Annotated in this window: 28 protein-coding genes; 7 read left to right on the top strand and 21 right to left on the bottom strand. The window is 69.0% G+C overall.

Features of this window, described 5'->3' with window-relative positions; translation table 11 throughout:
- Positions 1-36: 36 nt before the first annotated feature.
- From AC02VZ_RS19120 to AC02VZ_RS19080, 9 genes are all read right to left on the bottom strand, one after another.
- Complete coding sequence (locus AC02VZ_RS19120) at positions 37-501, bottom strand: hypothetical protein (RefSeq protein ID WP_476475951.1); 465 nt, start codon at positions 499-501, stop codon at positions 37-39.
- 207 nt (positions 502-708) lie between these two features.
- Entirely contained in the window at positions 709-2,826 is a 2,118-nt protein-coding gene (locus AC02VZ_RS19115) for an FtsK/SpoIIIE domain-containing protein (RefSeq protein WP_476475950.1), read from the bottom strand.
- Between the two features lie 105 nt (positions 2,827-2,931).
- Entirely contained in the window at positions 2,932-3,249 is a 318-nt protein-coding gene (locus AC02VZ_RS19110; protein WP_476475949.1) for a hypothetical protein, read from the bottom strand.
- On the bottom strand, positions 3,246-3,596 hold the full coding sequence (locus tag AC02VZ_RS19105) for an RRQRL motif-containing zinc-binding protein (RefSeq protein ID WP_476475948.1): 351 nt from the start codon (positions 3,594-3,596) through the stop codon (positions 3,246-3,248). Before AC02VZ_RS19105 ends, AC02VZ_RS19110 begins: the two co-directional genes overlap by 4 nt.
- Positions 3,593-4,207: a GGDEF domain-containing protein gene (locus tag AC02VZ_RS19100; RefSeq protein WP_476475947.1), complete on the bottom strand. Its 615-nt coding sequence runs from the start codon at positions 4,205-4,207 to the stop codon at positions 3,593-3,595. Before AC02VZ_RS19100 ends, AC02VZ_RS19105 begins: the two co-directional genes overlap by 4 nt.
- Positions 4,204-5,259 (bottom strand): hypothetical protein, encoded by a 1,056-nt coding sequence (locus AC02VZ_RS19095; RefSeq protein ID WP_476475946.1) that lies wholly within the window; start codon positions 5,257-5,259, stop codon positions 4,204-4,206. Before AC02VZ_RS19095 ends, AC02VZ_RS19100 begins: the two co-directional genes overlap by 4 nt.
- Entirely contained in the window at positions 5,256-5,618 is a 363-nt protein-coding gene (locus AC02VZ_RS19090; RefSeq protein ID WP_476475945.1) for a hypothetical protein, read from the bottom strand. Before AC02VZ_RS19090 ends, AC02VZ_RS19095 begins: the two co-directional genes overlap by 4 nt.
- Positions 5,615-5,878, bottom strand: coding sequence for a DUF6284 family protein (locus AC02VZ_RS19085; protein ID WP_476475944.1), 264 nt, complete (start codon positions 5,876-5,878; stop codon positions 5,615-5,617). Before AC02VZ_RS19085 ends, AC02VZ_RS19090 begins: the two co-directional genes overlap by 4 nt.
- 267 nt (positions 5,879-6,145) lie before the next feature.
- The gene (locus AC02VZ_RS19080) at positions 6,146-6,355 is read right to left on the bottom strand and encodes a hypothetical protein (protein ID WP_476475943.1); all 210 of its coding nucleotides are present in this window, start codon (positions 6,353-6,355) and stop codon (positions 6,146-6,148) included.
- Positions 6,356-7,110: 755 nt separating this feature from the next.
- On the opposite strand from AC02VZ_RS19080, the gene AC02VZ_RS19075 reads away from it, so the two are divergent.
- Together AC02VZ_RS19075 and AC02VZ_RS19070 are read left to right on the top strand one after the other, a co-directional pair.
- On the top strand, positions 7,111-7,878 hold the full coding sequence (locus tag AC02VZ_RS19075) for an XRE family transcriptional regulator (RefSeq protein ID WP_476475942.1): 768 nt from the start codon (positions 7,111-7,113) through the stop codon (positions 7,876-7,878).
- 2 nt (positions 7,879-7,880) lie between these two features.
- Positions 7,881-8,354, top strand: a complete 474-nt coding sequence (locus tag AC02VZ_RS19070) for an NUDIX domain-containing protein (protein ID WP_476475941.1) — start codon at positions 7,881-7,883, stop codon at positions 8,352-8,354.
- Here the strand turns inward: AC02VZ_RS19070 and AC02VZ_RS19065 are convergent.
- The 4 genes from AC02VZ_RS19065 to AC02VZ_RS19050 form a co-directional block, all read right to left on the bottom strand.
- Positions 8,342-8,908, bottom strand: coding sequence for an HD domain-containing protein (locus tag AC02VZ_RS19065; RefSeq protein ID WP_476475940.1), 567 nt, complete (start codon positions 8,906-8,908; stop codon positions 8,342-8,344). The genes AC02VZ_RS19070 and AC02VZ_RS19065 overlap by 13 nt on opposite strands.
- Position 8,909: 1 nt before the next feature.
- Positions 8,910-9,371, bottom strand: coding sequence for a GntR family transcriptional regulator (locus AC02VZ_RS19060; protein WP_476475939.1), 462 nt, complete (start codon positions 9,369-9,371; stop codon positions 8,910-8,912).
- 174 nt (positions 9,372-9,545) lie between these two features.
- On the bottom strand, positions 9,546-10,565 hold the full coding sequence (locus tag AC02VZ_RS19055) for a hypothetical protein (protein ID WP_476475938.1): 1,020 nt from the start codon (positions 10,563-10,565) through the stop codon (positions 9,546-9,548).
- Positions 10,566-11,651: 1,086 nt separating this feature from the next.
- A complete protein-coding gene (locus tag AC02VZ_RS19050; protein WP_476475937.1) occupies positions 11,652-11,963 on the bottom strand; it encodes a hypothetical protein in 312 nt (103 codons plus the stop codon).
- A gap of 24 nt (positions 11,964-11,987) precedes the next feature.
- On the opposite strand from AC02VZ_RS19050, the gene AC02VZ_RS19045 reads away from it, so the two are divergent.
- Positions 11,988-12,197 (top strand): hypothetical protein, encoded by a 210-nt coding sequence (locus AC02VZ_RS19045; protein ID WP_476475936.1) that lies wholly within the window; start codon positions 11,988-11,990, stop codon positions 12,195-12,197.
- Positions 12,198-12,314: 117 nt separating this feature from the next.
- Here AC02VZ_RS19045 and AC02VZ_RS19040 read toward each other — a convergent pair whose 3' ends face one another.
- From AC02VZ_RS19040 to AC02VZ_RS19020, 5 genes are all read right to left on the bottom strand, one after another.
- Positions 12,315-12,833 carry a hypothetical protein gene (locus tag AC02VZ_RS19040; RefSeq protein ID WP_432054524.1) on the bottom strand — a complete coding sequence of 173 codons (519 nt, stop codon included), beginning with the start codon at positions 12,831-12,833 and terminating at the stop codon, positions 12,315-12,317.
- A 55-nt stretch (positions 12,834-12,888) separates the two neighbouring features.
- Entirely contained in the window at positions 12,889-13,269 is a 381-nt protein-coding gene (locus AC02VZ_RS19035; RefSeq protein ID WP_432054523.1) for a hypothetical protein, read from the bottom strand.
- A 326-nt stretch (positions 13,270-13,595) separates the two neighbouring features.
- Positions 13,596-14,126 carry a hypothetical protein gene (locus tag AC02VZ_RS19030; RefSeq protein ID WP_432054522.1) on the bottom strand — a complete coding sequence of 177 codons (531 nt, stop codon included), beginning with the start codon at positions 14,124-14,126 and terminating at the stop codon, positions 13,596-13,598.
- Positions 14,123-16,234 (bottom strand): hypothetical protein, encoded by a 2,112-nt coding sequence (locus AC02VZ_RS19025; protein ID WP_476475935.1) that lies wholly within the window; start codon positions 16,232-16,234, stop codon positions 14,123-14,125. The genes AC02VZ_RS19030 and AC02VZ_RS19025 overlap by 4 nt, the downstream gene beginning before the upstream one ends.
- Positions 16,235-16,251: 17 nt before the next feature.
- Entirely contained in the window at positions 16,252-16,728 is a 477-nt protein-coding gene (locus AC02VZ_RS19020) for a hypothetical protein (protein WP_432054520.1), read from the bottom strand.
- 605 nt (positions 16,729-17,333) lie between these two features.
- Here AC02VZ_RS19020 and AC02VZ_RS19015 point away from each other — a divergent pair.
- Positions 17,334-17,699: an excalibur calcium-binding domain-containing protein gene (locus AC02VZ_RS19015; protein ID WP_476475934.1), complete on the top strand. Its 366-nt coding sequence runs from the start codon at positions 17,334-17,336 to the stop codon at positions 17,697-17,699.
- 14 nt (positions 17,700-17,713) lie between these two features.
- On the opposite strand, the gene AC02VZ_RS19010 is transcribed toward AC02VZ_RS19015, so the two are convergent.
- On the bottom strand, positions 17,714-18,298 hold the full coding sequence (locus AC02VZ_RS19010) for a GNAT family N-acetyltransferase (RefSeq protein WP_437027692.1): 585 nt from the start codon (positions 18,296-18,298) through the stop codon (positions 17,714-17,716).
- A gap of 94 nt (positions 18,299-18,392) precedes the next feature.
- Here AC02VZ_RS19010 and AC02VZ_RS19005 point away from each other — a divergent pair, with 94 nt between their 5' ends.
- Together AC02VZ_RS19005 and AC02VZ_RS19000 are read left to right on the top strand one after the other, a co-directional pair.
- The gene (locus AC02VZ_RS19005) at positions 18,393-18,620 is read left to right on the top strand and encodes a hypothetical protein (protein WP_437027690.1); all 228 of its coding nucleotides are present in this window, start codon (positions 18,393-18,395) and stop codon (positions 18,618-18,620) included.
- A gap of 520 nt (positions 18,621-19,140) precedes the next feature.
- The gene (locus AC02VZ_RS19000; RefSeq protein WP_476475933.1) at positions 19,141-22,020 is read left to right on the top strand and encodes an AfsR/SARP family transcriptional regulator; all 2,880 of its coding nucleotides are present in this window, start codon (positions 19,141-19,143) and stop codon (positions 22,018-22,020) included.
- On the opposite strand, the gene AC02VZ_RS18995 is transcribed toward AC02VZ_RS19000, so the two are convergent.
- Together AC02VZ_RS18995 and AC02VZ_RS18990 are read right to left on the bottom strand one after the other, a co-directional pair.
- A complete protein-coding gene (locus tag AC02VZ_RS18995) occupies positions 22,021-23,712 on the bottom strand; it encodes a bifunctional 3'-5' exonuclease/DNA polymerase (protein WP_476475932.1) in 1,692 nt (563 codons plus the stop codon).
- A 560-nt stretch (positions 23,713-24,272) separates the two neighbouring features.
- Positions 24,273-25,076, bottom strand: coding sequence for a Clp protease N-terminal domain-containing protein (locus tag AC02VZ_RS18990; protein WP_432054514.1), 804 nt, complete (start codon positions 25,074-25,076; stop codon positions 24,273-24,275).
- A gap of 90 nt (positions 25,077-25,166) precedes the next feature.
- Between AC02VZ_RS18990 and AC02VZ_RS18985 the strand changes: the two genes are divergently transcribed.
- The gene (locus tag AC02VZ_RS18985; protein WP_476475931.1) at positions 25,167-26,303 is read left to right on the top strand and encodes a DUF2786 domain-containing protein; all 1,137 of its coding nucleotides are present in this window, start codon (positions 25,167-25,169) and stop codon (positions 26,301-26,303) included.
- Positions 26,304-26,342: the final 39 nt, after the last annotated feature.

The raw sequence follows: 26,342 nt of genomic DNA, 5'->3' as shown, positions 1-26,342 counted from the left end.
CGTGTTCTTGGCGGAAGCGGGGGCCGCCCTTGGTGGCTAGCCGTGGAAGTGGTTGCGCTTGATCACGGCCTTGCGGATGTTCACCGTGGTCCCGCCGCGGTGGCCGCTCGTTCCGAGGACCTGGGCGGCGATCCATCCGCCGAAGATGACGGCGGCCAGGGTGATGAGCTGGGTGACGAGCGCGGCCAGGGCGGCGATGAACGAGGTGAGCAGGAGCAGTCCGCCGCACACCGCGAGGAAGCCGACGCCGCCGAGGGCGAGGTTCACCGCGGTGCGAGAGACGGCCGGCATGGTCGCGGCCGGGGCGTGCTGGGTGTGGTCGACGGCGTAGCCGGTGATGATCCGGCCGTCCGGCAGGACGATGCTCGCCACCGCCGGGATCGTGCCCGGTTGCACCGGCACGACCGGTGAGGGGTGGACGACAGCGGGCGGGAGCGGGGTCGGGGAGTGGACCGGTAAGGCCCGTTCGGCGGGCGGGTGGGGGACGTGTTCGGGATGCATGCGGAATCCCTTCCGGTACATGGTCAGGGAGGCAGGGACACCCCCTTGGGGATGCCGTGTGAAGGGGTGTTTGAAGGGTGTGACCTGGGCGCCTCCCTACCTCCCTGGACGATCATTCGCGCTGGTCAGGGGGAGGGAGGCGGGTCAGGGAGGGGGTTAGGGAGTTCTCCCTGCCTCCCTGACCCGCCGGGGGTCGGCTCCCTGCCGTCAGTCGGCGGAAACGGAACCCTCGCCGTCGCGGTTGGCGAGGGCGCGGGCGAGGCGTTCGCGGGCGACGACCATGCGGCCGTCGGACTTGTACGGCTCGGCTCCGGTGCCCTCCAGCACACGGCGCAGGTCGGCGAACGTCCATGATCCGTAGGCGGTCTCGTTCAGCGCGGTGAGCCGCTTGAGGACGTCCTGCGTGACCAGCCGCGGAGCCTGGCCGAACACGCCGGCGATGTCGGCGAGCGGGTCGCGTTCCTCGCCCCGCTCGATCACGTGCAGCGTGGTGACCCCGTCGCGCAGCCGCTTGGCGCGTTCGGCGATCTCGGTCGCGGTCTCGGTGTCGATGTAGTGCGTGCGCACCGTGAGCGACGACTGCCCCGCCGGAATCTCAATCCCGTCCGAGGCGACGACCACGGTGCCCTTGTCGAGCCCGGGCCGCAGCAGGTTGGGTGCCGCGCCCCCGTCAACGGCCTTGTCGCCCAGCGCCATCCGGGCCTGCGACTCGGTACCGAGGGCGAGCGAGGCACGCGTGTGCGCGCCCTCGCGCACGAGCTTGGGAAGGTTCTGGTCGGTGGGGTCCTGAGTGCCCTGCCACAGCAGCACGTTGACCGCACGTCCCTGGTTGTGAATCTTGCGCGCGGCCATGAAGTAGCGAGAGGTGGCCTTGGAACCGCCGTAGGGGCGCTTGTCTTCGTCGAGCAGCGGGCACATGAACGCCACCTGCGCCTCGTCCACCAGCAGGATCAGCGGCGGGAACGCGGTGCCCGGGGGTGCCTGCAGACGGCGTTCCATCTCGCTGACGCCCCCTTCGAGCATCTCGGTCGCCTCGATCACGTGCTCATCGGTCGGCCCCTGGATCAGCACGGTGGCGAGCCCGTCATACATGGCCCAGTCACCGGCGCCCTTCAGGTCCGCGACGCGGAACTCAACCGACCGGTCCAGCGCCAGCCACAGGGCGAGCGCCCGGAGAGCGGCGGTCTTGCCCTGGTTGGACAGGCCGGTGATGAGCAGGTGCCGCTGATACAGCGACAGGGCGGCGGCATCCCCGCGCAGGTCCTGCCCCCACGGCGCCTTGCCCTTGGCGTAGTCGGCGGTCAGGCTCTCGTCCATGACCAGCGGGGAAGGGCCGATCGGCTCGTCCAGGGCGCCGGAGTCGGCGACCCACAGCCGGACGGTGCGGGCCGCGGTCGGGATGGTGATGAACACTTCGTGTTCGTGCCGGGTGAGGTTCTCGGCGAGCTTGCGCCGCTTGGCCTGCACCTCGTTGGTCGACACCCCTGAGGGAAGGGTCACGTCGACTTCGATGCCGCATCCGGCGATCCGGATCGGCCCGAGCATGGAGGCGCCGGCGTCGCCCATCTCCTTGATGGCCCGTGCCAGGGCGGGCACGCCCAGGTCGCGCAGGGCCTTGACCACGATGGACGGGGTGATCGGCTCGCCCTCGCCGTTGCGGACGTTCGCCGGGAGCGCCCAGGCGGGTGCGGCCTGCTGCTTGCTGCCCACCGCCCACAGGGCGAACAGGGCGAGGAACGGGCCGATGGTGAGGGCCGGGCCCCAGACGACCTGCACGATGCGGATGAGCAGGGCGATGAAGTCGATGGTCGCGGACAGCGGGGTGATGACGTCCCCGGCCTGGCCGGTGTTGAGGGCCATGACGATGCCGAGGGCGACCAGCACGCCGATGCTCATGCCGGCCCCGACGGCCATGCCCTTGGCGGCGTCGACGGGGGAGTGAAGGAGGTCCATGCGGCGGCGGTGGCGGGCGTCGCGGAAGCGCTGCAGCCGCTCCTCCCACTCCTCGGCCACCTCGTAGTTCCCCGCGGCTTCGGCGGCCCGGAGCATGCGTTCGTACCGGGAGCCGGTACGGCCGTCCCAGGTGCGGCGGGCCACGATCCGCCCGCCGTTGACGGTGTAGAGACTGTGCCGGGCGACCGCCCGCACGAGCGTGGTGGTGCGCTCGTGCGTGACGGCGGTCTTCACTGCACGCCCGGAGCGCACCCACAACGGCACCGGCGCCGCGGGCGGCGCGTCGGGAACGACGGTGAGGGTGGTCACGGCCGCCGGTTCGGCGGGCGGGGGGTCGGTGGGCTTGTGGAGGTGAACGACGTTCTCGGACATGCTGCAAGTGCTCCTGACTGCCCCCGGCAAGGGGCGGGAGTGAGGAAGGGCGCCGGGGTGGCCGGGCCTGTGGAAAGAAGCGGCCACCCCGGCGCTATGCGCTGGTCACCACCAGCCGGAGGACTTCCGCGCCGCCTTGGCGCGGGCGGTCTCGGTGATGAGCCGCTGCCGCTCGCCGTGCAGGGCGGTCAGCTCCGCGTTCAGCCGCATCTCGGCCGCGCTGCTGGTGGTGTCGATCTGCTGCTCCGCGCGGCCGGCGTCCCGGCCGCGGGCGGTGCGGTAGACGCCAGTGGCCACCGCACGGGCCATGGCGCGGCGCTCGCGGCCGTTCAACGGCCACACCTCACCCCGCCGCACGGCCTCCAGCTTCTTCGTGGTCACCCGGATCTCACGGTCCAGACGACGGACGTCGGCGTTCCTCAACAGATGCTCCTTTCGGGCCCGTTCGGGCCGTGGTCGGCGCAGGGCACACAGGTGCCGAGCGAGAGAGGGATGACGTATCCGGCATCACGCCGGCACGCCGGGCAGAAACGACGGGCGGCGTTTGCCTTGGCGAGCGCGGCGTGCCGGGCGGGGGTCATGGGTCGGACCGGCTTTGCCTGGTCGATGCGGTAGAGGTAGGCGACCAGCGGGCCCCGCCGTCGGCGGGGGCGCTCCAGTTGTGCGACCACGTCCTGACCACCCGGCCGCAACCCAAGGGCACGGAGTTGGCGACGTGTGGCGTAGCCGTCCGGGGCCAGGTGCCAGCGGTAGACGGGCAGGGTGCTCATGCGGTGCCCCGGCGGCCGGGGCGGCGGCCGGTGAGGTGGGCGAGCAGGCGTCCCAGGGCGGCGCGGCGGACGCGGGAGGGTCCGTGTTTGGCCGCGTACATGGCTTCGTCCGCGCGGCGCAGCAGTGCGGACAGGTCCTCGCCGGGGTGGTCGCCGCGGCGGACCCAGCCCAGCGACACGGTGGTGTGGACGTCGGGTGCGGTTTCCACCGGGCGGGCCAGGACGCGGCCCAGGACGGCCAGTTGGTCGGCGGCGGTGGCGTCGCGGTCGATGAGGACGGCGGCGAACTCATCACCCCCGAGTCGGCCGGCCACCCCGGTCCGGCCCACGGCGTGGGCGAGGCGGGTGGCGGTGGTGGCGAGCAGGGCGTCTCCGGCGGCGTGGCCGTGGACGTCGTTGACCTGTTTGAAGTGGTCGACGTCGGCCAGGACCACCACGGCGTGGGGGTTGCGCAGCAGGCGGCGGGCCCGGCGGGTGAAGGCGTCTCGGGTCCACAGCCCGGTCAGCGGGTCTCGGCGGGCGGTGCGTAACCGGCTCGCCAGCCAGCACGCATGCACCGCCCACAGCACGGCAACGGCCGCCGCACCAGCGGTCAGGGTGAGCGGGCTCATAAGGCGCCCTCCGCCCCGGTCCGCTCAGCGAGCAGCGTCTCCCGCAGCATCCGCGCGTTGGCCGGCGAGGTGCGCACCGCGCGGCGAATGCCCTCGGCGGTCACCTTCTGGTCCGGCCAGTCGGCCGTTGCGGCGCGGGCTTCGGACAGCAGCTGCTCGGGGGTGCGCTTGGTGCGGGTCGGTTTGGCCGCTGCCGGAATCCGGCCCGTGGCCCGACGCGGACGGCTCGATTCGGCGGCCGTGGTGCGCCGCTCGATCGAGGCAACCGTGTCGGGCACCCTTACCAGCGACACCGTGATCGGCGACGGGGTCGATTTAGGCAGGTCAGCCATAGACCGTCCCCGACCGGCCCCGGTCGATTCCTCCACCTTGGCGACCGGCTCGGTCGGGCCCCAGACGGGCAGGTCCCAGCGCGGTGCGGTGTCGGGTGTGACGCGAGCCGTCACGCAGGTCAGTGCCCTGTTGGTGTCCTCGCCCTCCCGGGCGTTCTCGAGCGTCGACCAGGCCGCGGAGAGGGTCTGTGCGGTCTTGGCCTGGACGCGGGCGACGCGGGCTCCGGCGTCCGTCACGGCCGTCAACCGCGTCTCCTCGGTCGCGGCCTCCGCCCGGAGCCGGGCGCGGGCCACGGCCGCCTCATCGCGGGCCTCCTGCTGAATGCCGCGGATCGCGTCCAGCGCGATGGGGGTGAGTGCGGTGCGCTCCCACAGCCCGTGCACCAACCACAGCGCCTTGGCGGCGAGCGGCAGCCAGGCCACGGCCAGCCACGCCCCGACGGCATGGTCGGCGGTCAGGGCGTGGGCGACCAGGACACCGGTGGCGAGCAGGCCGAAGCTCCAGCCGACGGCGGTCACGGCCCGGTTGTGGTCGCCCTGCGCGGCGAGCCGGCGTTCGTAGGCGAGGGTGGCCAGCCATCCCCCGTCGATACCGACCCCGACGACCAGCGCGACCAGCCACGGCATGACCGGGCCCAGCCACATCACCACCACGGCCAGGGTCAGCACCATCGACACCGCCGTCATCGCGACGGCCGGCAGAACGGTCTTCGCCCTCATGCCACACCCCCCGCCCGGCTGTCCGTGGCGGGCGGGGTGGGGGCGTAGGCGATCAGGTCCACCGTGGCGCCGCCGAACCTGCCGGCCGCCCGCAGCACCCGGGTGTGCCTGTCGCCCTGGACGCGGAAGACGACCGCGTCGGGGGCGATGCCGAGGGCGTGCCGCCACGCCTCGAAGGCGGCGAAGCTGTCCCGGCCGTTCCCGTCGGGGCCGGCCGCGTGCAGCGACAGCTCCACCACGTCCGGGACGATCGTCGACAGGCGCACGTCGGCGGCGGGCAGATGCCCGAACTCCAGAGCGAGCAGCCGCAGCGCCCGCATCGACACCGCGAGAGCATCCAGCGTCAGCGGTCCGTTCATGCTGCACCGCCGAACGGGGCCGAAGCCCGGTTCACCTGCGCCACCCGCGCGGCCAGGGCGCGGCGGCGGGCCCGGCGGATGCGGCGGGCGTCCAGCTCGGTCGGCGTGCGGTCGAGGGTGACGATGTGCGCGTCGAGCAGGTCGACGTCCGCCAGGATGACGGGCATCTCCTGCTCGATCGCCTTCAGCTCCCTGGCCGTGGGCTCCATGAACGGCTCGAACGCCGTAACAGCGTCCTGAACAGTGACGATGTGATCCATTGGGTCGTGTTCTCTCTCGTAGGTGGATCGGCCCGAACGCGGCTCCCGGGGTGCCTCCCGGGGGCCGCTCGCCGTTGAACAAAGCCCCCGCCGCAGAGCGCGGCGGGGGCGAAGCGCCCCGGCCGGGAGTCGAACCCGGCCTTCGACCATCGGGGCGGTTGAACGAGATGTGTGCTCAGGCCGCGTGCGGGTGCGGACGCGGCGGACGGACCGGGAGCGGCGGCTTCGTCCGGGCGTGCTCGGTGTCCTCACCGGCCGCCAGCACGGTCAGCCCCTCCTCGGGAACGAGTGACCGGCGGGCGGGTAGAGGGGCACCGCCCGGTCGGTCAGCAGACCTTCCATGACGACCTCCTCGAAGTCCGCGCCCAACTGGGTGGCCTGCTCACGCTCGAACGCCACGTCAGCGGCATCCAGCAGCCGATTCGTGCGGGCGTTGTCCTCGGCCCGCGTCTCATGGCCCAGGCGGAACGGCTTCACCGCTGACCACCGCCCCGGCCCTGCTCACTGCGCTTGTTGGCCTCCTTGACCCGGCGCGACAACTCCTCGCGCTCGGCCTCTGTCAGACTCGTGCACACAGGTGCCTCCCAATCAGGTGCCTGTCTGCGGTCCTCCGGGGTGCCACCCGGGGGACCGCTCATCGTGTGGAACCTCTTCCGGCTCCCCGCACCCCCGCCCGTACGCCCCCGGCGAGACGCGGGGAACGGACGGGCGGGAGAGGCAGCCGGCCGCAGCATCAGCGCTGCGAGACCAGGAAGAGACGGACCGGGAAACGTGCTGCGGCGCTGGCCGGCCGGTCCATCACGGCGGCGCCCAAAGCTGTCGTTGACGCATCACAACCCCATCGATCGAAAGCGGAACGGGACTGCTGCAAGGGGGACCTGTGTCCCCACCCTCCGGCCGTTGCTCGCGGTCACCGGGCCACCTCGCCAGTCGGGCCGAAGCCCTGTCCCCTGGCCTTCAGCGGGATTGCAGCGTCCCCGCCTTCTGCACATGCGGCATGAAGCCGCCTCTCGATCGAGGTGCTGCACTCAATCGATGCGATACCTGTTTTACAGGTACCGCATGAGGGTCCGTCAAGTGCACCGGCGGAACCTCGTGGTTTCGCGCCGTGAACTTTCTGGCGCGCATTCAGCATCGCTGCAGTTCAGGGGAGTTCGTCACCTCACCCGTGGACAGCTTCGAGACTTCTGGCTACGGTCAAGAAGTCCCTAGACGTCCCACCGGAGGTGCAGATGTCGAACGAACGCTTACGCTCCGCTCTCCTCGCCCGTGGCATGACGGTGCAGAGCCTCGCCGAAGTGATCGAGGTGAACCCCAAGACCGTCGAACGTTGGATCACTCAGGGCAAAGTGCCGTATCGACGTCACCAGTACGCGACGGCGGCAGCGCTCAAGGTCGATGTGACCACGCTGTGGGACGACAGCCGGACCAGCGGCAGCGCGGCAGACCTGACGAAAGCCGAGATAGCGACCGTCTACCCGCACCGGCACACTGTGCCGGCCGGACTCTGGCGGGAGCTCTACAGACGCGCTGAGCGGCGCCTGGACGTGCTCGTCTACTCCGGACTGTTCCTCTCCGAAGATCCCCTGTTTCATGACCTGCTCAAGGAGAAGGTGGAAGCAGGGGCACGGGTGCGCATCCTGCTTGGTGATCCTGGGTGCGCGGCCGTCCGGCAACGGGGCATCGACGAGGGGCACCAGATCATGGACGGCAAGATCCGAAATGCCCTCATGCTGTACCGCCCCCTCATGCGGAGTCACCCGGACATTCGTTTCCGGTTGCACGAATCGACGCTCTACAACTCCATTTACCGGGCCGATGACGAGATGCTCGTCAACCCGCACGTCTACGGCATCGGCGCCTACATGGCGCCCGTCATGCACCTGCGACGGCTCCCCGGCGGAAGCCTCTTCGACACGTACGCGAACAGTATTGACCGCACCTGGGAGAGCGCCCGGCCGGTTTCTGACCAGGACATAGCGAGTATCACGGGAGCCTGACCATGGGACGCATCGATTACCTGCACGACCCCGACGCCCCGCCAGCCAACTCAGTTGTGCCGTCCGTCGTCGCCTTCGTGCAGAACGACGCCGGACAAGTGCTGATGATCCAGCGCTCCGACAACGGGCGGTGGGCACTGCCCGGCGGTGGGCACGACGTGGGCGAATCCATCAGTGACACCGTCGTGCGGGAGGTCTGGGAGGAGACCGGCATCCGCGCGGAGGTGATCGACGTATCGGGCCTCTACACGGACCCCGGACACGTCATGCAATACGACGACGGCGAGGTTCGCCAGCAGTTCAGCATCTGCTTCCGCGCGCGGCCGGTCGGCGGTGAACTCCGCACGAGCAACGAAACGACTCAGGTCCGCTGGGTTGCCCCAGCGGACCTGAAGACGTTGGACGTGCACCCCACGATGCGGCTCCGTATCGAGCACGCCATGGACCACACACGGCCAGCGCCCTACATCGGCTGACGCTTCGCGGCGGCGACTCGTTCAAGGACGCGGCACGTGCAGGCGAGGATCTCCGGTTCGGCCCGGCGGATGAACCGACCGATCAGACTGTCGGGGCCGTAGCGTCCAGTGATCTCGTTGATCCGGTCAACCGGGTTGGTCGACGTCCCGTCCGGGGTGGTGTTCATGTCGCAGTAGCAGAGGGCGTCGTTCAGATGCTCGCTCTCGCGCGGGAATTCGCCGACCAATTCGGCGTGCAGGCCGCGCGCTTCAGCCTCCAGCCATGAGCAAGAGTGGTGAGCGACCAGATTGGTGACCCGCTCATCGGCGCCGGCCACGTCTCGGAGGTACCGGGCGCCGTCCAGTGGATGGAAGCCTGTCTTGGCGAGGTCCGGCGCATAACCGATGTCGTGCAGCACCGCCGCGGCCTCCAACAGGTCCGCGTCTCGGTCGAGGATGAGCGCGATGGTGCGCGCCCTCTCGGCGACTCCGAGACAGTGCTTCCAGCGCCGAGGCAGCGGCACGGCGAGCAGCGACTCAGCCAAGGGGTAGGCCCACTCCGTCAACTTCGGCAAGCTACGAACACTCCTCTCGGTTCGGTACGGCACGGACCGTCCGCACCTTTCCCTGTCCTCCACCCGCCAACACGCCGGCGGCCTCCAGCTTGTCTAGAGCCTTGGTCACTGTGGGGCGTGATACCTCGAACCGTTCAGCGAGGTCTGACGCACTCGGGAATGCTGCTCCGATTTCCAGGCTCTCATCCGTGATGATGTCCGCGATGCGCTCCTCAAGCGGTCGACGGTCGACATGCTCCCCGGGCCGGAGGACACGCCAGCGCCCTCCTGGCACAGGTTCGGCTCGTCCTTCGTTCTGAAGAACTTTGAAGGCTCGGAGGACGACACCACGAGAGACGCCGTGATCTTGCATGATCTGTGTGGCAGAGGGCAGCTCCCGCCTGTCCCGTTCCACTGCGATCAGTTCCTTGAGCGCCTCGGCAACCGTCAGGAAGGATCCCCTAGGGCTGGCCTGCTGCGACACCCGCTCTCCCTTTCCAACTGGATTCGCCGTCCGGTCAAGTTTCGCATGCCTTCCTCGTAGCAGCGCTGGCGGCTACGCTTCAGAACTCGGATTGAACCTTGAAACTTCTGGCTTCGACTCAGGAGGGAAGAACGCGGTCGTGGTAAACCACTCCGCTGCCCCTTTCGGGAAAAACTAAAAAGGGGGATCCTCTGAAGCCTGGTGCAGCAGATTGGCAAAATCTTGGTTCCCCCATTTACTGAACTTCTCTATGTACTCGTCGAGATTTCTATAATCCACTCCACGTGCAATCTCTTTCAATATATCCTCCGGGGCGTTGCGGCTTTGGAAGTCGTCGATGATGTTGCTAAGTTGAGGCGGTTTGTTCGAACCAATGCCGTGAAGGATTACTTCCAAGTCATCGGGGCGCCATTTGTTGCGACTGAAATGCTCTACAACTTCGTAGATGCGGTCGTATCTGCGTTTTGCGATTGCTTTGAGGACAAGCTCAACGTCTCTATGTAAAGCCGCCGCCCGTAGTTGAGCCACTGCATTCTCGATAGATGGGGGGAGGAACCAGGTCCCCACTCTGGTCAGGAATTCTTTGACGTAGACGCCAAGGTGCGAGCGCCTCAGACCTACGACAATCGCTGGAGCCGCGCTATCCCCGTGCTGCTGCGCTGAGAATATGATCAGTCTGCCAACGGTATCGATGTTCTGCTGGCTCCTTTCGCTACCCCATGGTCCGTCGACCTCGTACGGAAACTCTTGGTGCAGCGCCGCTACCGTACCTACGACCCCTTGAGGGGAGTCCTCTGCTGCTTTCTTTAAGAAGTCGGTGATAGACATCTCTGCCTGTGTCATGACCCGTAATACTCGCGGCAACCAGTTGCCAACGGGTTTGGATCTGTGATCAAGAATCAAAGCCACTAGGTCGTCCATTTGGGCTCGCCGTAGAGGCTCGATATTCCACTTCATGTTTGGAGTGGTGAAATTGCTTCCTTGGGTCATTCCTTTCTTCTTCAGTCCTGCGGTAACTTCTTTAGATGCGGATACCACTCGCCCCTGCCACACTTCGCGATCTATTTCATGCTTCGGGAGTGGGGTGTCGTGCATTTGGGCGTACTCGGCTAATGCATCCACTATGGACAGGATTTGTGGAAGGTTGATAGCGGCTTTCCCGGAAAGTTTTTCTTGAATGGTGGAGCGCGCCATCTTCTGTGGCCTTCTTTGTCGCGCTATCAGGCGTTCTAGCGTTCGATACGAGGGGCTTCCTGCGCGTACCCGAAGCTCTCGCAGCTGACTAGCTAGATCCATTCAAGTCTCTCCCCCAGTGGCGGCCGGAGTCGTCTGCCCCTGTCCGGTAACGTCCGCGCCTGTCCGGTCCTTGCTGCCACAGGGTAGGTCAACTGGGCTTACTCCGTCCGGATGTTGCTGGGATCGGCCGTCATGGTCGCCGGCAGTGCAGCGGACAGGTTGCATTGGGCACAAGACAAAGCCCCGCCTCACACCAAACGGTGGGAGAGGGGCCCTGGCCCGGAGAGCTTGCTGGTGGCGTACCTCGAAGCTCTCTCAGATTGGAGAAACGAAGTAGATGGAAGCCCATCGCCCTCCAGAGCAGGAGCTTAGTGGCGTCAGTCCTCGGTGGCTCAGAGATCTCTTGATCGTTCTCACCCCTGTCGCCGCGTTCATCGGGTCTGTGGCGGCCTTGATCGCCGCTGTCCGCTCCTAGCCCTTCGGTGGGAGATCGTGTGCTGGCGTTGTCGCCGCCCGGCGCAGCGCTGGCACACTCCCGATCTGAACCGGTCTCACTTGTGGTCTCACTCGCTGCTCGTTCTCGAACCGTCCACTGCTGTCCGCTGGAGTCGGGGAAGCAGCCGTGGCCAGGTACTGCGACAACTTCGCGTATGGCAGCGGACACCTCCGGACCAAGATCAGACAACTCGTAATGCGTAGGTCTCGGGTTCGAATCCCGAAGGCGGCTCCATCGGAAGCCTGGCTCGGACTATCTCTGAGCTGGGCTTCTTCGTTGAGGGGAGCGGGGAACGCCATCCTGACCGGGTGCACGGTACGCGCCCCCTTCTCGGCGGGGAGAGTCTGAGGCGTGAGCCACGGCTGGCGCTCCCGGTACAGGTTGCTCGTGTTGTCGGCCGACCAGTGCCTGCCGATGCCGTGTCGTTCAGACCACCGACAGGGCGTCGGGCGGATGCAGAAGCTGAGCCGGACAGCAGGGAGGGGCGGCGTCGATCGTCGTCCCAAACTGCGTGAAACTCGGCCGACGAGTCGTTATTGGCTGTGCATTCACAGCGTGCATCCCGCTTTCTTCATTCCTTCCGGTAGATACGACTTGGCGAAGTCTTCGAGTTCCTGATGCTTTGGCTCGTCCGTTTTCACGCTCAAGATCACATCCAGGATGTAGTAATCCTGCTTTCCGTATCCGGTGCAGGCGTTCATGGAGATGAGCCAGTCATCGGTGGTTACGGTGTCGTCGCCGACCGCAGCCTTCTTGGGGTTTTTTGCGCTGTCGGGATCGTCATCGACAACGAAATCCCAGACGTCGAATCGATTCTGGCGTCGGTGCTCCTGGAGTATGAGAGATGTATCGTTGTCCACGGATATGCGGCACATGGACTGCACGTGATCGTCATTTCCGGCTACGGCCTCGAATTGCTGACCGGAAGGCAACAATGGTTGCAGTGCGACAGGATCAATTTTTCTGCGCAGATATCATGGGGGAGTTCGTATGCGGTAGAGTTGCTGCATCCGGCTATGGAAAGGAGCGACAACGCGAGAGTCGGCGACAGTAGAAAAGTGGAACGTCGGGATCTGGTGTGCGTTCTGACGTGACTCCGCTGGTCTGCTTGACGCGTCTTTTTCATGCTGTACCCCCGTGGGTGGGCGCCCCCCCCACGTCATTGTGCTGGGCCAGTGAATGTGTGAAATGTGTGCCGCCGTCGGAGAATGTCATTTCGTGCATCCCATACTCCGCATTCCTTCCGGCAGGTAGGCCTTGGCGAATCGCTCCAGTTCGCGAGTTTTCGCTTCGTCGACTGCACCAGCGGATATGATGACGTCCAGAATGTGATACTTTCCCCGCCTGGGGCAGGGGTTCATCGCAATGAGCCAGTCGTCAGAGTTCAAGGCGACCTCGCCGGCGTCGGACTTCACCGGGTTGTTGTATCTCCTGGAGTATTTCCATATGTCAAATTTATTCTGGTCACGAATCTCGTTGATCCTGAGTGCCATGGCGTCGTCCACGTAGATGACGCACTTTGATGCGTTCTCCTTGGTTGACTCCTGGCGAGCCTCGAACTTTCGACCTGAGGGCAGTAGGGGGGCCAGGAGGGACGGGTCTACTTTCCTGTCGCAGACGGCGTCGGGGATCGTGTAATTGGTGGCCGTTTCGCATCCGGTGAGGAAGACGAGGAGAGGTGCGAGACCCAACGTCAGCAGAATCGGTGTCCTTAGTTCATCACATTTCATTCGTGAATCGTTCCCGTTGGGTTCTCTCAGTTTTCGGATCTCGTCTCGGTCGCACTTACTTGGGAGTGATTCCGGCCACTCTGTTGGCGGTGTCATTTCCATTGAAGGCGCTGTTGCCGATCTCCTCCTGCAGCAAACGCCGATCGCCCTCCAATGCCAACTCGTGATCGGGGTTCACGCGAGCCCATTCCGCACCGAGCTCGTTGAGTTGTTCTACGCGTACGCTGAAGTTGCTCCTATTGTCCAGTTCCCGTTTGCCTTCGATGCGTTCTTCTTCGTCTTGTTGCCAGGCGTAGGCCGCCGCATCCACTCCTCGCTGCACGGCGTCACCGACCACCGGGATGAAGTTGGCCGCGCCCCCGAAGCCGTGATAGGCCCATTTCGCCGGCCAGAACGGATCCTCCTTGTCTGTTTCCTTCGTTGGTGTCCGCGTCACTGGCGGTCTGGTGCACGTCTGCGGCAAGGGCTACGACTGGAACCCCCAACCGCGCTGAACTCCGCAGTCGCCCGGCCCCGCCGCTTATCTCCCGCAAGGCCCACCGAACATCAAGGGGCTGGGCAAGCGCCGGTGCGTGGTGGAGCAGACCTCCGCCCTGCTCCACCAGCTCACACGCCTCGCTGGCCGCTGGAACGAACGCTGCACCGAACTGCACGCCGCGTTTGTCTCCCTGCCTGCGGTCTGATCTGTCGGCGATGCCTCAAGAAGGCCCGATCATGATGGTGTTACGAGCTCCTAGTAGGGTGCCGGTCAGATGTTCTGGCTCACTCCGTGCAACCCATCTTTTTCATGCCTTCAGGAAGGTATGAACGAATGAACTGCTCAAGGTGCCTTGACGTTTCCTCGCCGGCCTTTGTTGCCAAGGTCACGTCCACGACGTAGTAGTCCATTTTTCCATGCCCCGTGCATGCGTTCATCGATATCAGCCAGTCATCGGAAGTTACGGTATCGTCCCCCACGGCTGACTTTCTGGGGTTCTTGAAAAGACGGGCATCCGCCATAACAAATTCCATGACGTCGAATCTGTTCTGGTTGCGAAGCTCGCTGATGGCGAGTGTGTCGGCCTTGTCCACGAAGATGTGGCACGCAGACTCAAGATCGTCATCTATCGTGTGCTCCGCCTCAAATTCCGCCCCCGAAGGCAGCAAAGGCTCGAGTGAAGAGGGGTCGATCTTCCGGCCGCAGATCTCGGAAGGGATTTCGTACCCAGCTGCACTGCACCCGGAGATGGTGAGTGACAAGAGAGCGAGGCTCGATGTCAGAATGAGTGCCGAATTGGCCGTCTTGTGCTTCATTCCGGTGTGATTCCTGCTACTCCGTTTGCAGTGAGGTTGCCGCTGAAAGCGCTGCTGCCGATTTCGTGCTTCCAGATCTTTTTGTTTCCTTCTCGGCTAAATTCGTGATCGGGGTTCACGCGGCACCATTCCTCACCCAATGCGTTAAGGTGTCGCAAGCGCATGTCGAAGGTTCTTGTTTTTTCCAGGGCGAGATCTTTATCGATGCGGTCCTCTTCTTCCTGTTGCCAGGCGTAGGTCGCGGCATCCACTCCGCGCTGCGCCGCATCTCCAACCACGGGGATAAAATTGGCGGTACCGCCGATCAGGTGATACCCCCACTTTGCGTCCCAAGAGGGGTCTTCCTTGTCGGTTGATAGTGCCTGGTAGCGAACGGACTCCATGAACCCAACGGTGTGGCCAGCACGGATGAGCTCTTCCCTCGCGTCGCCCTTGTGTTCGGCATGGATATCGGTGACGATCGCGCGGTTGACGCCCTCCATCAGCGTGCCGTAGGCATCTTGATCGCGTGAGACCTGCTTGGAAACTTCCAGGAGGTGCTTGTAATCCAGTGGTCCATCGTCGCCGGGACCCATTGAACTGGCGGTCTGGTGCACGTCTGCCCCCCAGTTCCCCAGGAGGACCGCCATGTCGTCCCGCAGTTCCGGTGGGAAGTCGTCGCCCTGGGCGGCCAGGCGGCTGAGGACGCCGTCGAAGACCTGTCGCTGTGCGTCGGTGTGGTCGTACGACGTGATGACGTGCGGCTGGTCCGGGTTCAGGCCGGTGGCTGCTGCCAGGAGGGCCTTGCCGAGGGCGTTGCGGGACTGGACCGTGCCGTCGCCCTCGTGGTAGGGGCTGTCCTCGTCGTAGTACTCGCGTTCGTTGAGGAGGTAGTCGGCGGCGTCCTCGCGGCCGAACAGCTCGGTGGCGTAGTCGGGGTTGTGCGATACGGCGCGGAGGAAGCCGGCCATCGGGTCGCTGCTGGTCGTTCCGTACTCGCCGTCGGGGCCCTTGGTCGTGTAGTCGAGGTGGGTCCCTGCCATACCGGGGTTGCCCCAGAGCGACGCGGGGTCGAACCCCTTCTTCTCCTCGAAGGCGCGCAGGCCCTTGTAGTAGTCGTCCAGGAAACCCCCGTCGAACTTCCCCTTGACCATGAGATTGCTCATGATCTGGAAGCCGTAGGCCTTGGTCATGATGCCTTCGTGCCCGTACGTCTTGCCACCTGCGGCGATGAGGTCCTTCTTCCACGCCTCCATCTCCGGTGAGGTGCTGTGGGAGGCGGTGGCGAGGGACATGCTGAGGTTCTTCTGGACGTCGCCGAGGAGCTTGGCGCGGTCGCCCTCGGGTGTGTCCTTGGGGTCGGCCAGGTCGCGCCAGAACTGGAGCGTGCCGTCGGGACCCAGGTCGAGGACGAGGTTGTCGGTGAAGGCGGGATTGTCCCGGTGGTTCTTCAGCGTCTCGTTGAAGCGGGCCAGCTTCTCCTCGCTCCAGTCCTGGACGTTGCCCTTGGCGATCTCCCTGCGCCAGTACTCGGCGTCCGCCCTCCCCTGGTCCTGGTCGGCGTCCTTCAGGCCGGTCGACCCCTGGTCGGTGAAGTCGTACTTGTCCTTCGCGAGTTGGCGCAGGGCACGGGCGGCTATCCGGTCGGTCTCTGTCGCCTCCCACAGGATTCTGGTGATCCTGCGCTGGGCGATCTCCAACTCCTTTTCCGTGGGGGGTGGGATGTCGGCCTTACCTGCTGCTCCGGGAGAAGGCGCCGTGGCGATCACCCTGCCTCTGCCCTCGACGTAGATGTTGCGCTTCGCCAGGTCGTCGATCGCGGTCCGCAGGTCCTCTTTGTGCTGCGTCAGCGCGGCGTGGGCGTCACTCAGGATGCCCAGCACGCTCTTCGCCTCGGCGGCCGCGTCGCTGAACTGCGCTGCCGTCCTGGTCACGAACTGCCGGGAGACGGTGGCGTTGACGCCCACCCAGTCCGCCGCGACCGCCTTCTTCTGCAGGTCCTTGGCGCTGACCTGGCCGTCGCCGCCCGTGGCGAGCTTCTCCAGTCGGTCGAGCATGGTCCGCCAGTCGTCCACGGCGGTCTTCAGGGTGCCCAGGCGCAGGCTGTTGAGTTCTTCGACCGTCAGCATGTCGGTTGCCACCTGTCTCAGGCCTCCGCGGACTTGGGGGCGTAGTACTCGTTGATCCGCGACACCGTCATCAGGTCACCCGTGGCGTTCCGCATGCCGGTGACGACGTGTTCCTCGTCCTTGCCGTGCTGGGCCCGGGTGAAGTCCAGGTGGTTGGAGATGTGGGCGCACGCTTCCTTGAGGGTGCCCGACTTGGTGTTCCAGGCGTCGTGCAGTGCGGTGAGCGCGGAGCCCATGTCCAAGCCGTCGTTGAAGAGATCGATGGAGGCCGTGAACGTGCTCGGCCGGGCGAGGTCACCGTCGACCGCCAGCCGCTCGCGCAGGTCGTAGGCCATGTTGCCGAGCTTGCCCAACTGGTCGTCGTGGACCACCAGGTCCGGCGCCCCGCCCCCGCCGCCGGGGCCCGTGTCGGGTGCCACCGCGTTCAACTGCGTCGACGTCGCCTGCTTCTGGGCGACCTCGGCCTTGATCTGCTCCCACTCGTCCCACGCCATGCGGACGAACCCCCTCCCCGTGCGTGTCGACTCCCACCGGGTGAGCACCTACGCGCCCCAGCCGGCTTCGAACACTCTGTCATGTGGTGTGGACGATCACCTGTTTGTGGTCGTCGGTCACGGCATCTTCACAGCTCGGAGGGGTCAGTCGGTCCGGGAAACCGCCGTTCCGGGCGGGAAGCGCGGTTCGTCGGCGGGAGAGGGTCCGGAGTCCGGCGGAGGAGGACTCACTGGGTCCGGCGGAGGAGGACTCACGGGTCCGTTGAGTGCGGAGAGCCACGTCGTGGGGCTGAGGCGACGCGGGTGACCTCAGGGGCTGCCGCGCCGGAAGTGCGGCTTCGAGTCGGCGGTGCTGCACTGAGAACAAGGCTGGTCGACCCCTTGAGGTGATGTCCATGACCGACGGCAGAAGACGGCGCGGACTTGGGTGGCGGGTGCGGCGGTGGTGGGCGGGAGCGGGGTGTGCGGCGCGTGCGGGGGCGTTGCTGGTGGGGGTGCTGGGAGTGTTGTTGCTCTTCGGTCTGGTGGGCGGAGTGCTCGAGACCGTGGGGCCCGGTGGGGGTGAGAGGGAGCCGGATCGGGCACCGTCGCAGAGCCGTGAGCCGGTGCGTGAGACCGGCAAGGGCGGCAAGTCCTCCGAGCCCGCACGGTCCGCACCTGCCGCGGTGAGCAACGACCCGGCCTCCGAGTCACCCGGCAGCTCGGTGCGGCCGACGGCCGAGGTCCGGGTGACGGAGGCTCCCACGGTGACGGCCACGGAGACCGTGGAGGTCACCGAGACGAGGACGCGTACCAGGGGCGAGACGACGGCGCCGGCCCCGGAGGACGACGCCTCCGGGGTGTACTACGAGAACTGCGACGCGGCACGGGATGCCGGGGCGGCCCCCGTGCATGCGGGGGAGCCGGGCTACGGCTCGCATCTCGACCGGGACGGGGACGGCGTGGGGTGCGAGCCGTACGCGGGACCGTGACAGGGGCGGCCGGCTCAGGACCGCAGGTCCCGGCGCATCAGGATGCGGGGGTGGCCGGCGAGGACGGAGGTGGTGTCGGCGGTGTGGACGAAGCCGGCGCGTTCGAAGTTCCTGCGGAGGCCGGCGTAGGCCATGGTCAGGTCGACCCGGGCGTCGCCGTTGTCCAGGGGGTACGCCTCGACGACGGGGGCCCCGTGGGCGCGGGCGAACTCCACGGCGCCGTCGATGAGGGCGTGGGAGATGCCCTGCTTGCGGTGACCGGGACGGACCCGGATGCACCACAGCGACCACACGGGCAGGTCGTCGACGTGCGGGATCTTGCGGTTGCGGGCGAAGGAGGTGTCGGCGCGCGGAGCGACCGCCGCCCAGCCGACCGGCTCGTCACCTGAGTAGGCGATGACTCCGGGCGGGGGATCGGCGCGGCACAGGTCGGCCACGTAGGCGCCGCGGTCCGGGCCGCGCAGGCCGTTGTTGAGTCTGGACGGGATGCGGTAGCTCAGGCACCAGCAGACGCTGGCTGTCGGCGACTTGGGGCCGAGTACGGCCCGCACGTCCTCGAACACCGATGCCGGGCGCACCTCGATCGTCTCGGTGGTCATGGCACCAGCTTGGCACGGCAAGGCTGCGGCGGCAGGTGGTTCCGCCGCGGGCGTCCCACATGCGCACCCGTTGATCACGCCGCACTCTGGTCCCATGGCCGATGCACCGACGATCGTGATCTACCCCCCGGCCTCCGACGGCGGGCGGCGGGTCCGCGCGGGCGGGCAATTCCTGGGCATGGCGTACGGGCTCCTGGACGTCGTCGAGTTCCTGCGCCTCGCGGGGCTGGAGAACGTGGACGACGACTGGGTGCGGCAGACGGCCCTGATCGAGTGGCGGGGCGGGGGCGCCGGGAGTTGGGGGGAGCCCTCTGGCGCGTGACCGGCTGCACTCGCAGGGAGGCGGCACGGATGGCGCGGCTGAGATCCGCGTAGGGCTGCGGGGTGGGGTGGCTGGAACCGTGCGGTGAGAGGGGCGTGTCACGCGTCGCGCGTCGCCGGGGGTCGGTGGCCGGTGGGCCGGTGGGCGGGGGTGCCAGGGAGATGGCCGACGTGCGCGGAGAGCGGTGTGGGGCCGGGGACGAGGGGCCCGGCCGTTCACCTCTGCCGACCGGGAACCCTCGCGACCGGACCGGGCCGCAGCGGCGACACTCCCCCGAGTTGCGCGTGCGACGCGCGCACCCCTGGGCCGGGTCCGATGATGTGATCACATCAGATCTTGCCAACGGATCGCTAACATGGGGCCGATGGTTCAGCGTCGGTCCCCCGTTGCGCCGTCCCGCGCCGGTCGGCCGGCACGGAACGACGGGGCGGGCGAACGGGCCCCGGCTGCCGGGGCGGAAAGGCAGCGGTGCGACGGGGTGGTGCGGTGTGAACTCCGGTTCGGGCTCCTGGGGACGCCGGTGCTCCACCGTCCGGCGCCCGGTACGACCGGGCACTCGGTGCAGGAGGTCGGCAGCCCCAAGCTGCGGATCCTGCTCGCCGCGCTGTTGCTCGGCGCCGGCCGGGTCGTGTCCGTCGGCGCACTGAAGGACGCCCTCTGGGGCGGGGCCCCGCCGCCTTCCGCCCACCCCTCCCTCCACAACCACGTGGCCCGGCTGCGCCGGATGCTGGACGCGCCGGACCGCCTGGTCACCGGGCCGACCGGTTACCTGCTGCGGGTCGGTCAGGGCGAACTGGACGTCCACGTCTTCGACGCCCTCACGGACACCGCCCGCGCCGCCCACACGGCGGGGGACGGGGAACGGGTCGTGCGCGCGTGCACGGACGCCCTCGCGCTGTGGCGAGGCGCGCCCCTGGCCGGACTGCCGCCCGAGGTGGGCGGCCACGCCTTGGCCCGGCGGCTGAGGGAGGCGCGGCTGCTGCTCCTGGAGTGGCGCTACGACGCCGAGTTGGGCTTCGGGGGCGATCAGGGCCGGCTGTCCGACCTCGTACCGGAGTTGACCGCGCTGGCCGCCGAGCACCCGTTGCGCGAGGCGTACCACCGTCAGCTCATGCTCGCCCTGCACCGCACCGGCCGCCGGGCGGAGGCGCTGGCCGTGCACCGGGACCTGCGTGCCCGTCTGGTGGAGGAGCTGGGCATCGAGCCGGGGCCGGAGGTGCGGCGGGCCCATGTGGAGGTGCTGCAGGGGACGGACACCGTCCGGAGCGGAGCATGGACCGGTGCCGCTCGGGTTCCGGCTTCGCCGGGGGTGGGGGCGGGGGTGGCCCTGCGGTCCCGGATGTCTTCGGGGGGAGGACCACCGCCGTCCGGTCCCGGCGGCGGGGATCAGCCGAGGGCCGGTGACCGGGCGCGGACGGGCAGCACCGACGGCGGGGGCCGGCAGGCGTCCGCGGGGGTGGTGCCGGTGAGGGATTCCCGGCCCCGGTCGTCGCTTGCTCCGCTGATCGCCTCCTTCCTGGCCTCGTCCCCGGCCGCCGTGCGTGCTCCGGCTGTGCCGGCCGCCGCCGGCTCCACGACCGCCTCGGCCGCCGCGGTTTCGTCGGCCTCGTCGGCCTCCACCGCCGCGGAGGTGCCGGCCTCCACCGCCGCGGCCTTCTCGGCCTCCACCGCCGCGGCTTTCTCGGCCTCCACCGGTGCAGCTGCCTCATCCTTCCCGGGCGTCTCGGCATCTCCGCCCACGTCAGCGGATGTGCCTGCGTCAGCAGGTCTGCCCACGTCAGCGGATCTGCCTGGGGACGCACACCCCGCTGCGGCAGGGGGCGGCCCCTGGTCCCGGTCCGCCGGCCGGGGCGGTTCCGTTGTGCAGTCGTCGGCCTCGACGCTCCCGGCGGCGTCGCCTGCGGTCCCGTGCCCGGCCGCCTCCTCCCCGACCGAGGACACACGCCGCTGCGCCGCCGACTCCGGGGCGGCACCCGTGACGCGGCCCGCGCAGCTCCTGCCGGCTCCCGTGCCGTTCGTCGGGCGCGCGAAGGTGCGGGACGAGGTGTGCCGGGTCCTTGCCTCTCCGACAAGGCGGAGCGGGGGTTCGGTGTCCTCGAACGCATCCCCGGTGGCGGTCATCAGCGGGACGGTGGGGGTGGGGAAGAGTGCGCTCGCGTGGTGGGTGGCGCAGGAGCTGGCGAAACGTTTTTCCGATGGGCAGCTGTACATCGACCTGCACGGGTCCACCCCGGGGGTGACGCCGCTCGCCCCGGCCCAGGCGCTCACCGCCCTGCTGCGCGATCTCGGGTGTGCTCCCTGCGACATCCCCGACCAGCCGGAAGCCGCCGCCGCGTTGCTGCGTTCGCTGCTCGCACCGACCCGCACGCTGCTGGTCCTCGATGGTGCCGCGCACGCCGCCCAGGTCCGGCCCTTGCTGCCCGCGGGCCCCGGGTGTGCGGTGATCGTCACGAGCCGAACGCCGCTCACGGCGCTCGACGGTGCCGCCCGCTTCCCCCTCGGCCCGCTGTCGGACGAGGACAGTGCCGCCCTGCTGCGTGAGGTCTCGGGCCGGGACGTGCTCGACGCCGGGCACCCGCTCGTGCCCCTCACCGGGCGGCTGCCGCTGGCACTGCGGATCGTCGCGGCCAGGCTGAGGGCCCGCCGGGCGCTCACACCGGAAACCCTGGCGGACCAACTGGCGGAAGGTGCGAGCCGGTTGCCGCACCTGGAGTACGACGACCTGAGTGTCCGCGGGTCCCTTGCGGTCACCCACGACGCACTCGCGGCCTCCGAGCGGGAGACCGACCGGGACGCGGCGCTCGCCCTGCGCCGCATCGGGGGGCTCGACCTGCCCGATTACGGGGTGCCCCTGGTGGCCCGTCTTCTCGGAACCGACGACCTGCGCGCCGAGGCCGCGCTGGCCCGGCTCGTCGACGTGGCGCTGCTGGAGGAGACCGCGTACGGCCGGTACGTTCCGCACGACCTGGTCCGCGACTACGCCCGGGAACTGGCCGACGAGGCGGCCCGCCGCGACCGCGAGCGCCGCCGTGCGGACCATTCCGACCGTGCCCGCGACCCTGCCCACAGTGATCCCGACCGTGCCGGTGACCAGAGTCATGGCAGGGGTCACGGCCAGGACCACCAAGACCATGACCGACGTCGCAACCGTGATCCGGACCGCGGCCATGACCAGGACCGCGGCCATGATCAGGCCCGCGGTCACGACCGGGACCGTGACCATGGGCCCGATGGCGGACGCGTGCCCGGGGCGACGGGGGAGCGGGCCGGAGGACGTACCCGTGTCCATCCCCGCTCGCCCAGGGGGCGCCGGCCCCCGGCCCGGCCCCTCACCGACCGGGCGACGGGCGGCGCGTCCGGCGCCGAGGGCGGCGGCGCGGACCGGTTTCGCTCCCGCTGATCACTTGGCGTCGGCGTAGCACTCCACCACGGCCGTGCTGAAGGGGAACCGCACCGGTGTCTCCCCGAACGTGAGGCGGCCGGCCAGGTCGGCCGCCTCACGGATGGCGGTCACCACCGCCTCCGCCTCCTCGGCCGGGCAGTGGACGATCACCTCGTCGTGCTGGAAGAAGACCAGCTCGGCCGCCCTGTCCGCCAGGGCTTTCCGCAGCGCGGCGAGGAGCAGCAGGGCCCAGTCGGCGGCGGAGCCCTGGACGACGAAGTTGCGGGTGAAGCGGCCCCGGGCGCGGGCGTCGGTCGAGGCGTAGCCGGGTACCCAGGGGCGGGCCTCGGACGTGGGTTCGTCCTCCGCGACCGGGATGCCGGCCTCCTCCACCGCGTCGTCGGACGTACGGGCCGCGGGTGGGCAGGTGCGGCCCAGCCACGTCCGCACGAGTCTGCCCTCCTCACCGGCGCGGGCCGCCTCGTCGACGTAGGCGACGGCACGCGGGAAGCGGCGTCTGAGGGCGGCGAGGTTCTTCAGGCCGTCGCCGGAGGTCTGGCCGTACACCGCGCCGAGAACGGCCAGCTTGGCCTGGTCCCGGTTTCCGGAGAAGGCCCGGTCGGACACCTCCTGGTACAGGTCGGTCGCGCGGCCGGCGACGTCCATCAGCCCGGGGTCGCGGGAGATCGCGGCGAGGACGCGCGGCTCCATCTGGTCGGCGTCGGCGACCACGAGCCGCCACCCGGGGTCGGCGACGACGGCGCGGCGGATGACCTTGGGGATCTGGAGGCCGCCCCCGCCGTTGGTCACCCAGCGTCCGCTGACGGTGCCGCCGGCGAGGAACTCGGGCCGGAACCGCCCGTCCCGCACCCAGTCCTGCAGCCAGGACCAGCCGTGGGCCACCCAGATGCGGTACAGCTTCTTGTACGCGATCAGCGGTTCCACCGCCGGGTGGTCGACGGACTCCAGCTCCCAGCGCCGGGTCGAGGTGACCTTGACGCCGGCGCGGGAGAACGCCTTGATCACGTCGGCCGGCAGGTCGGGTCGGACCCGGTGGCCGAAGGCGTCGGACACCTCCTGCGCCAGGTCGGCGAGGCGGCGGGGCTCGCCGCCGCCGGCGTACCGCTCGCCGAGCAGGTCGTGCAGCAGGGCGCGGTGCACGTCCGCCCGCCAGGGCAGACCGGCCCGGTTCATCTCGGCCGCGACGAGGGTCCCCGCCGATTCGGCGGCCACCAGCAGGCGCATCCGGTCCGGGTGCGCCGTCGCCCCGACGCGGCGCATCTGCTCCGCGTGCACCGCGAGGAGGTCGGTCAGCGGGACGTGGACGCCGTGCGGCTCGAACAGCGAGGACTGCGCGCCCGGCTCGGCCGTGCGCTGCGGCGGGTCGGGCGGTACGGGGCCCCCGCGCAGCCGGGCCAGGGCGGCCGCGGCCGAGCGGGGTTCCCCGTACCGGCCCTCGTGACCGAGCAGCAGCGTCTCGGCGACCTCGATGTCGTGGCACCGCTCCACTCGCACCCCCGTGGCGAGCAGGCGCGGGTAGACCTCGGCGGTCGACCGCCACACCCACCGCGTGACGCCGGGACGGCTCCGCACGGCCTCGGCGAGATCGGGCTCCCGCCGCACCGGCCCGTCGGGCAGCCCGTCCGGACCGAGGCGGGCGACGTCGACGCCACCGTCCTCGGCCGGGGCGAGCGCCCAGTGGCCGGTCATGCTGCGCAGTCTGACAGGGGGGTCGGACATCGCTGCCGATGTGCGGCTCCGGGCGGGGGAGTCCCGGGCGCGGGCGGGACCCGCCGTCCGGCACGCCCGACGCCGTCCGGCATGGCCACCGCCGTCCGGCACGCCCAGCGCCGCCTGGGCTGATCCCGGGACGCCGGCTGTGCACGGCAGCACCGGGCACGGCCACGGTCAGGACGGTCACGACCGCCTCTCGGGCCCGGCTGGCTCCGGGCCCAACTGGCTCCGGGCTCGGCCGTCTCCGAGCCCGGCCGCTCCCCGGCCCAACTGCCTCCGGTCACGACCGCTTCCGGTCACGACCGCGACCGGCAGGTGCCGCTCGGCCGTCGGCGGCCGGCGGTCAGTGTCCGACCTGTGCTGCCTCGCCCGGTCCTGCCGGGCGGGCCGTCAGCGTCCGGTGGTCGGCACGCCTGGCCGGTGCCGCCGGTTGCCGTCGCCCGTTCGTTGCGTCGCTCGACCTTGGCGCATAGCCGTTGTCGCATGGCCCGGTGCCGCCGGCCGCTGCCCGGGCGGGCAGTCGCCGTGCCCGCCTCCTACTTCTCCTCCGCCTGCCTCTTCTCCTGCTTGTGCCCCTCTCCTTCCGCTTCCTCTTCCGTTCCCTCTCCCCCTCCTTCCTCGCGCGTCTCGACGAACTGGGCGAGCAGTTCGACGACGTACCGCTCGACGGTCGCCTTTTCGATGCCGAGGCCGCTGAGCGGGCCGGTCCCGTGCTCGTGTTCCAGCAGCGCGAGCAGCAGGTGTTCGGTGCCGACGTAGTTGTGGCCGAGCCGCAGGGCTTCGCGGAAGGTGAGTTCCAGGACCTTCTTGGCCGCCGGACCGTACGGGATCAGCTCGGGCCCCTCCTCGGCGGCGGGGGGAAGCGCGGCCAGGGCGGCCTCACGGACCGTGTCCGGGGTGACGCCCTGCTCGGTGAGCGCCTTGGCGGCCAGTCCCCCGGGCTCGGCGAGCAGGCCGAGGACCAGGTGCTCCGGCAGGCTCTCGGAGTGGTGCAGGGCCCGGGCCTCCTCGTGCGCGGCCATGACGGTCCGACGGGCGCGGGGCGTGAAGCGGCTGAAGCCCTCGTTCGGGTCGAGGTCGACGCTCTCTTTCGGCACGAAGCGTTTCTGCGCCGCCTGCCGGGTGACGCCCATGCTCCGGCCGATGTCGGTCCAGGAGGCGCCCGACCGTCGTGCCTGGTCCACGAAGTGCCCGATCAGGTGGTCGGCCACGTCACCGAGGTACTCACCCGCGAGCACCGCGTCCTGGAGCTGCTGGAGGGGTTCCTCGTGCACCTCCTTGATGGCCGAGATGAGGTCGTCGAGCCGCACGGATGCCTTGATGGTGGGGTTCGTCGTCATGTGTCAACCGTAAGTTGACGGGCAGGGGGTGTCAACTGTCGGTTGACAGTCGGTCGTCGGGTGGGTTGCGGGGCGTGGCACGATCGGAGCGTGAGTACGTCCAGCACTGTCGACCGCGCCTTCCGTGCCGCCCTCTACGACCCGGCCGACACCGCGCTCGACACCGGTGCCTCCCTGCTCGCCGCCGATCCCACGGCGGACGCCGAACTCGCCCGACGTGGCCGAAAGTTCGTGGCGACGGCGTGGCGGCGGAACTGGCAGCCCGCCGATGTCGTACGGATCGTGCGGCGCGAGTTGGACGAGAGGTGCGTGCGGCTGGTGTCGGCCCTCATCCGCGACCAGGCGTCGCAGGACCGGGCCCGCGGCCCGCGCTGGCAGGCCCAGCTCGACGGCCTGACCGCCGAGCCCGCGCCCCGCACCGACCGTTTCTCGCACGCCACGGCCGTACTGGAGCTCTACCGCCTGCTGCTGCGGCTTCCGGCGTTGGAGGCGCTCGACGAGCCCTCCCCGGCGGGCGCCGCCCCGTCACGCGGTGGGCCGGGAGGCACGGCGGCGCCGGAGTCCCGCATGCTCACCCGCATCCGGGCGCTGCTGGCCAAGGCGGAGGCGACCGGGTACCCGGAGGAGGCGGAGGCGCTGAGCGCCAAGGCGCAGGAACTGATGGCGCGGCACAGCGTCGACGAGGCGCTGCTGGCGGCCGGGGCGCCGTCGGCGGAGGCGCCGGTGGGCTGCCGCATCGGGGTCGAGGCACCGTACGAGCAGACCAAGGCGGTGCTGCTGGACGCGGTGGCCACCGCGAACCACTGCCGGGCGGTGTGGAACGAGGCCCTCGGGTTCAGCACCGTGGTCGGCTTCGCCTCCGACCTGGAGGCCGTGGAACTCCTCTACACCTCCCTGCTCGTGCAGGCCACCACCGCCATGACGAAGGCCGAGGCCGCCCAGCGTGCGGGCGGGCGGAAGCGGACCAAGACGTTCAGGCAGTCCTTCCTCGCCGCCTACGCCCACCGCGTGGGCGCTCGCCTCACGGAGGTCGCCGGCACCCAGGTCACCGACGACCTGCTGCCGGTGCTCGCCTCCCGGGAGGCGGCGGTCACCGAGCGGTTGGACGACCTCTTCCCCGAGACCACGACCACCCGGCTGCGCGGAGTGAGCGACGCGGCGGGCTGGGAGGAGGGCGTCCGGGCGGCGGACGACGCCCGGGTCGGGGCCCGCCCACTGCTCCCCTGAGGCCGCCTCCGTCTCTCTCCGTCTTTCTTCGTCTCCGTC

Source organism: Streptomyces sp. 3-6 (assembly GCF_056323165.1).
Note: the sequence above shows the minus strand (reverse complement) of the source record. Positions and strands in the feature narration are given on the sequence as shown.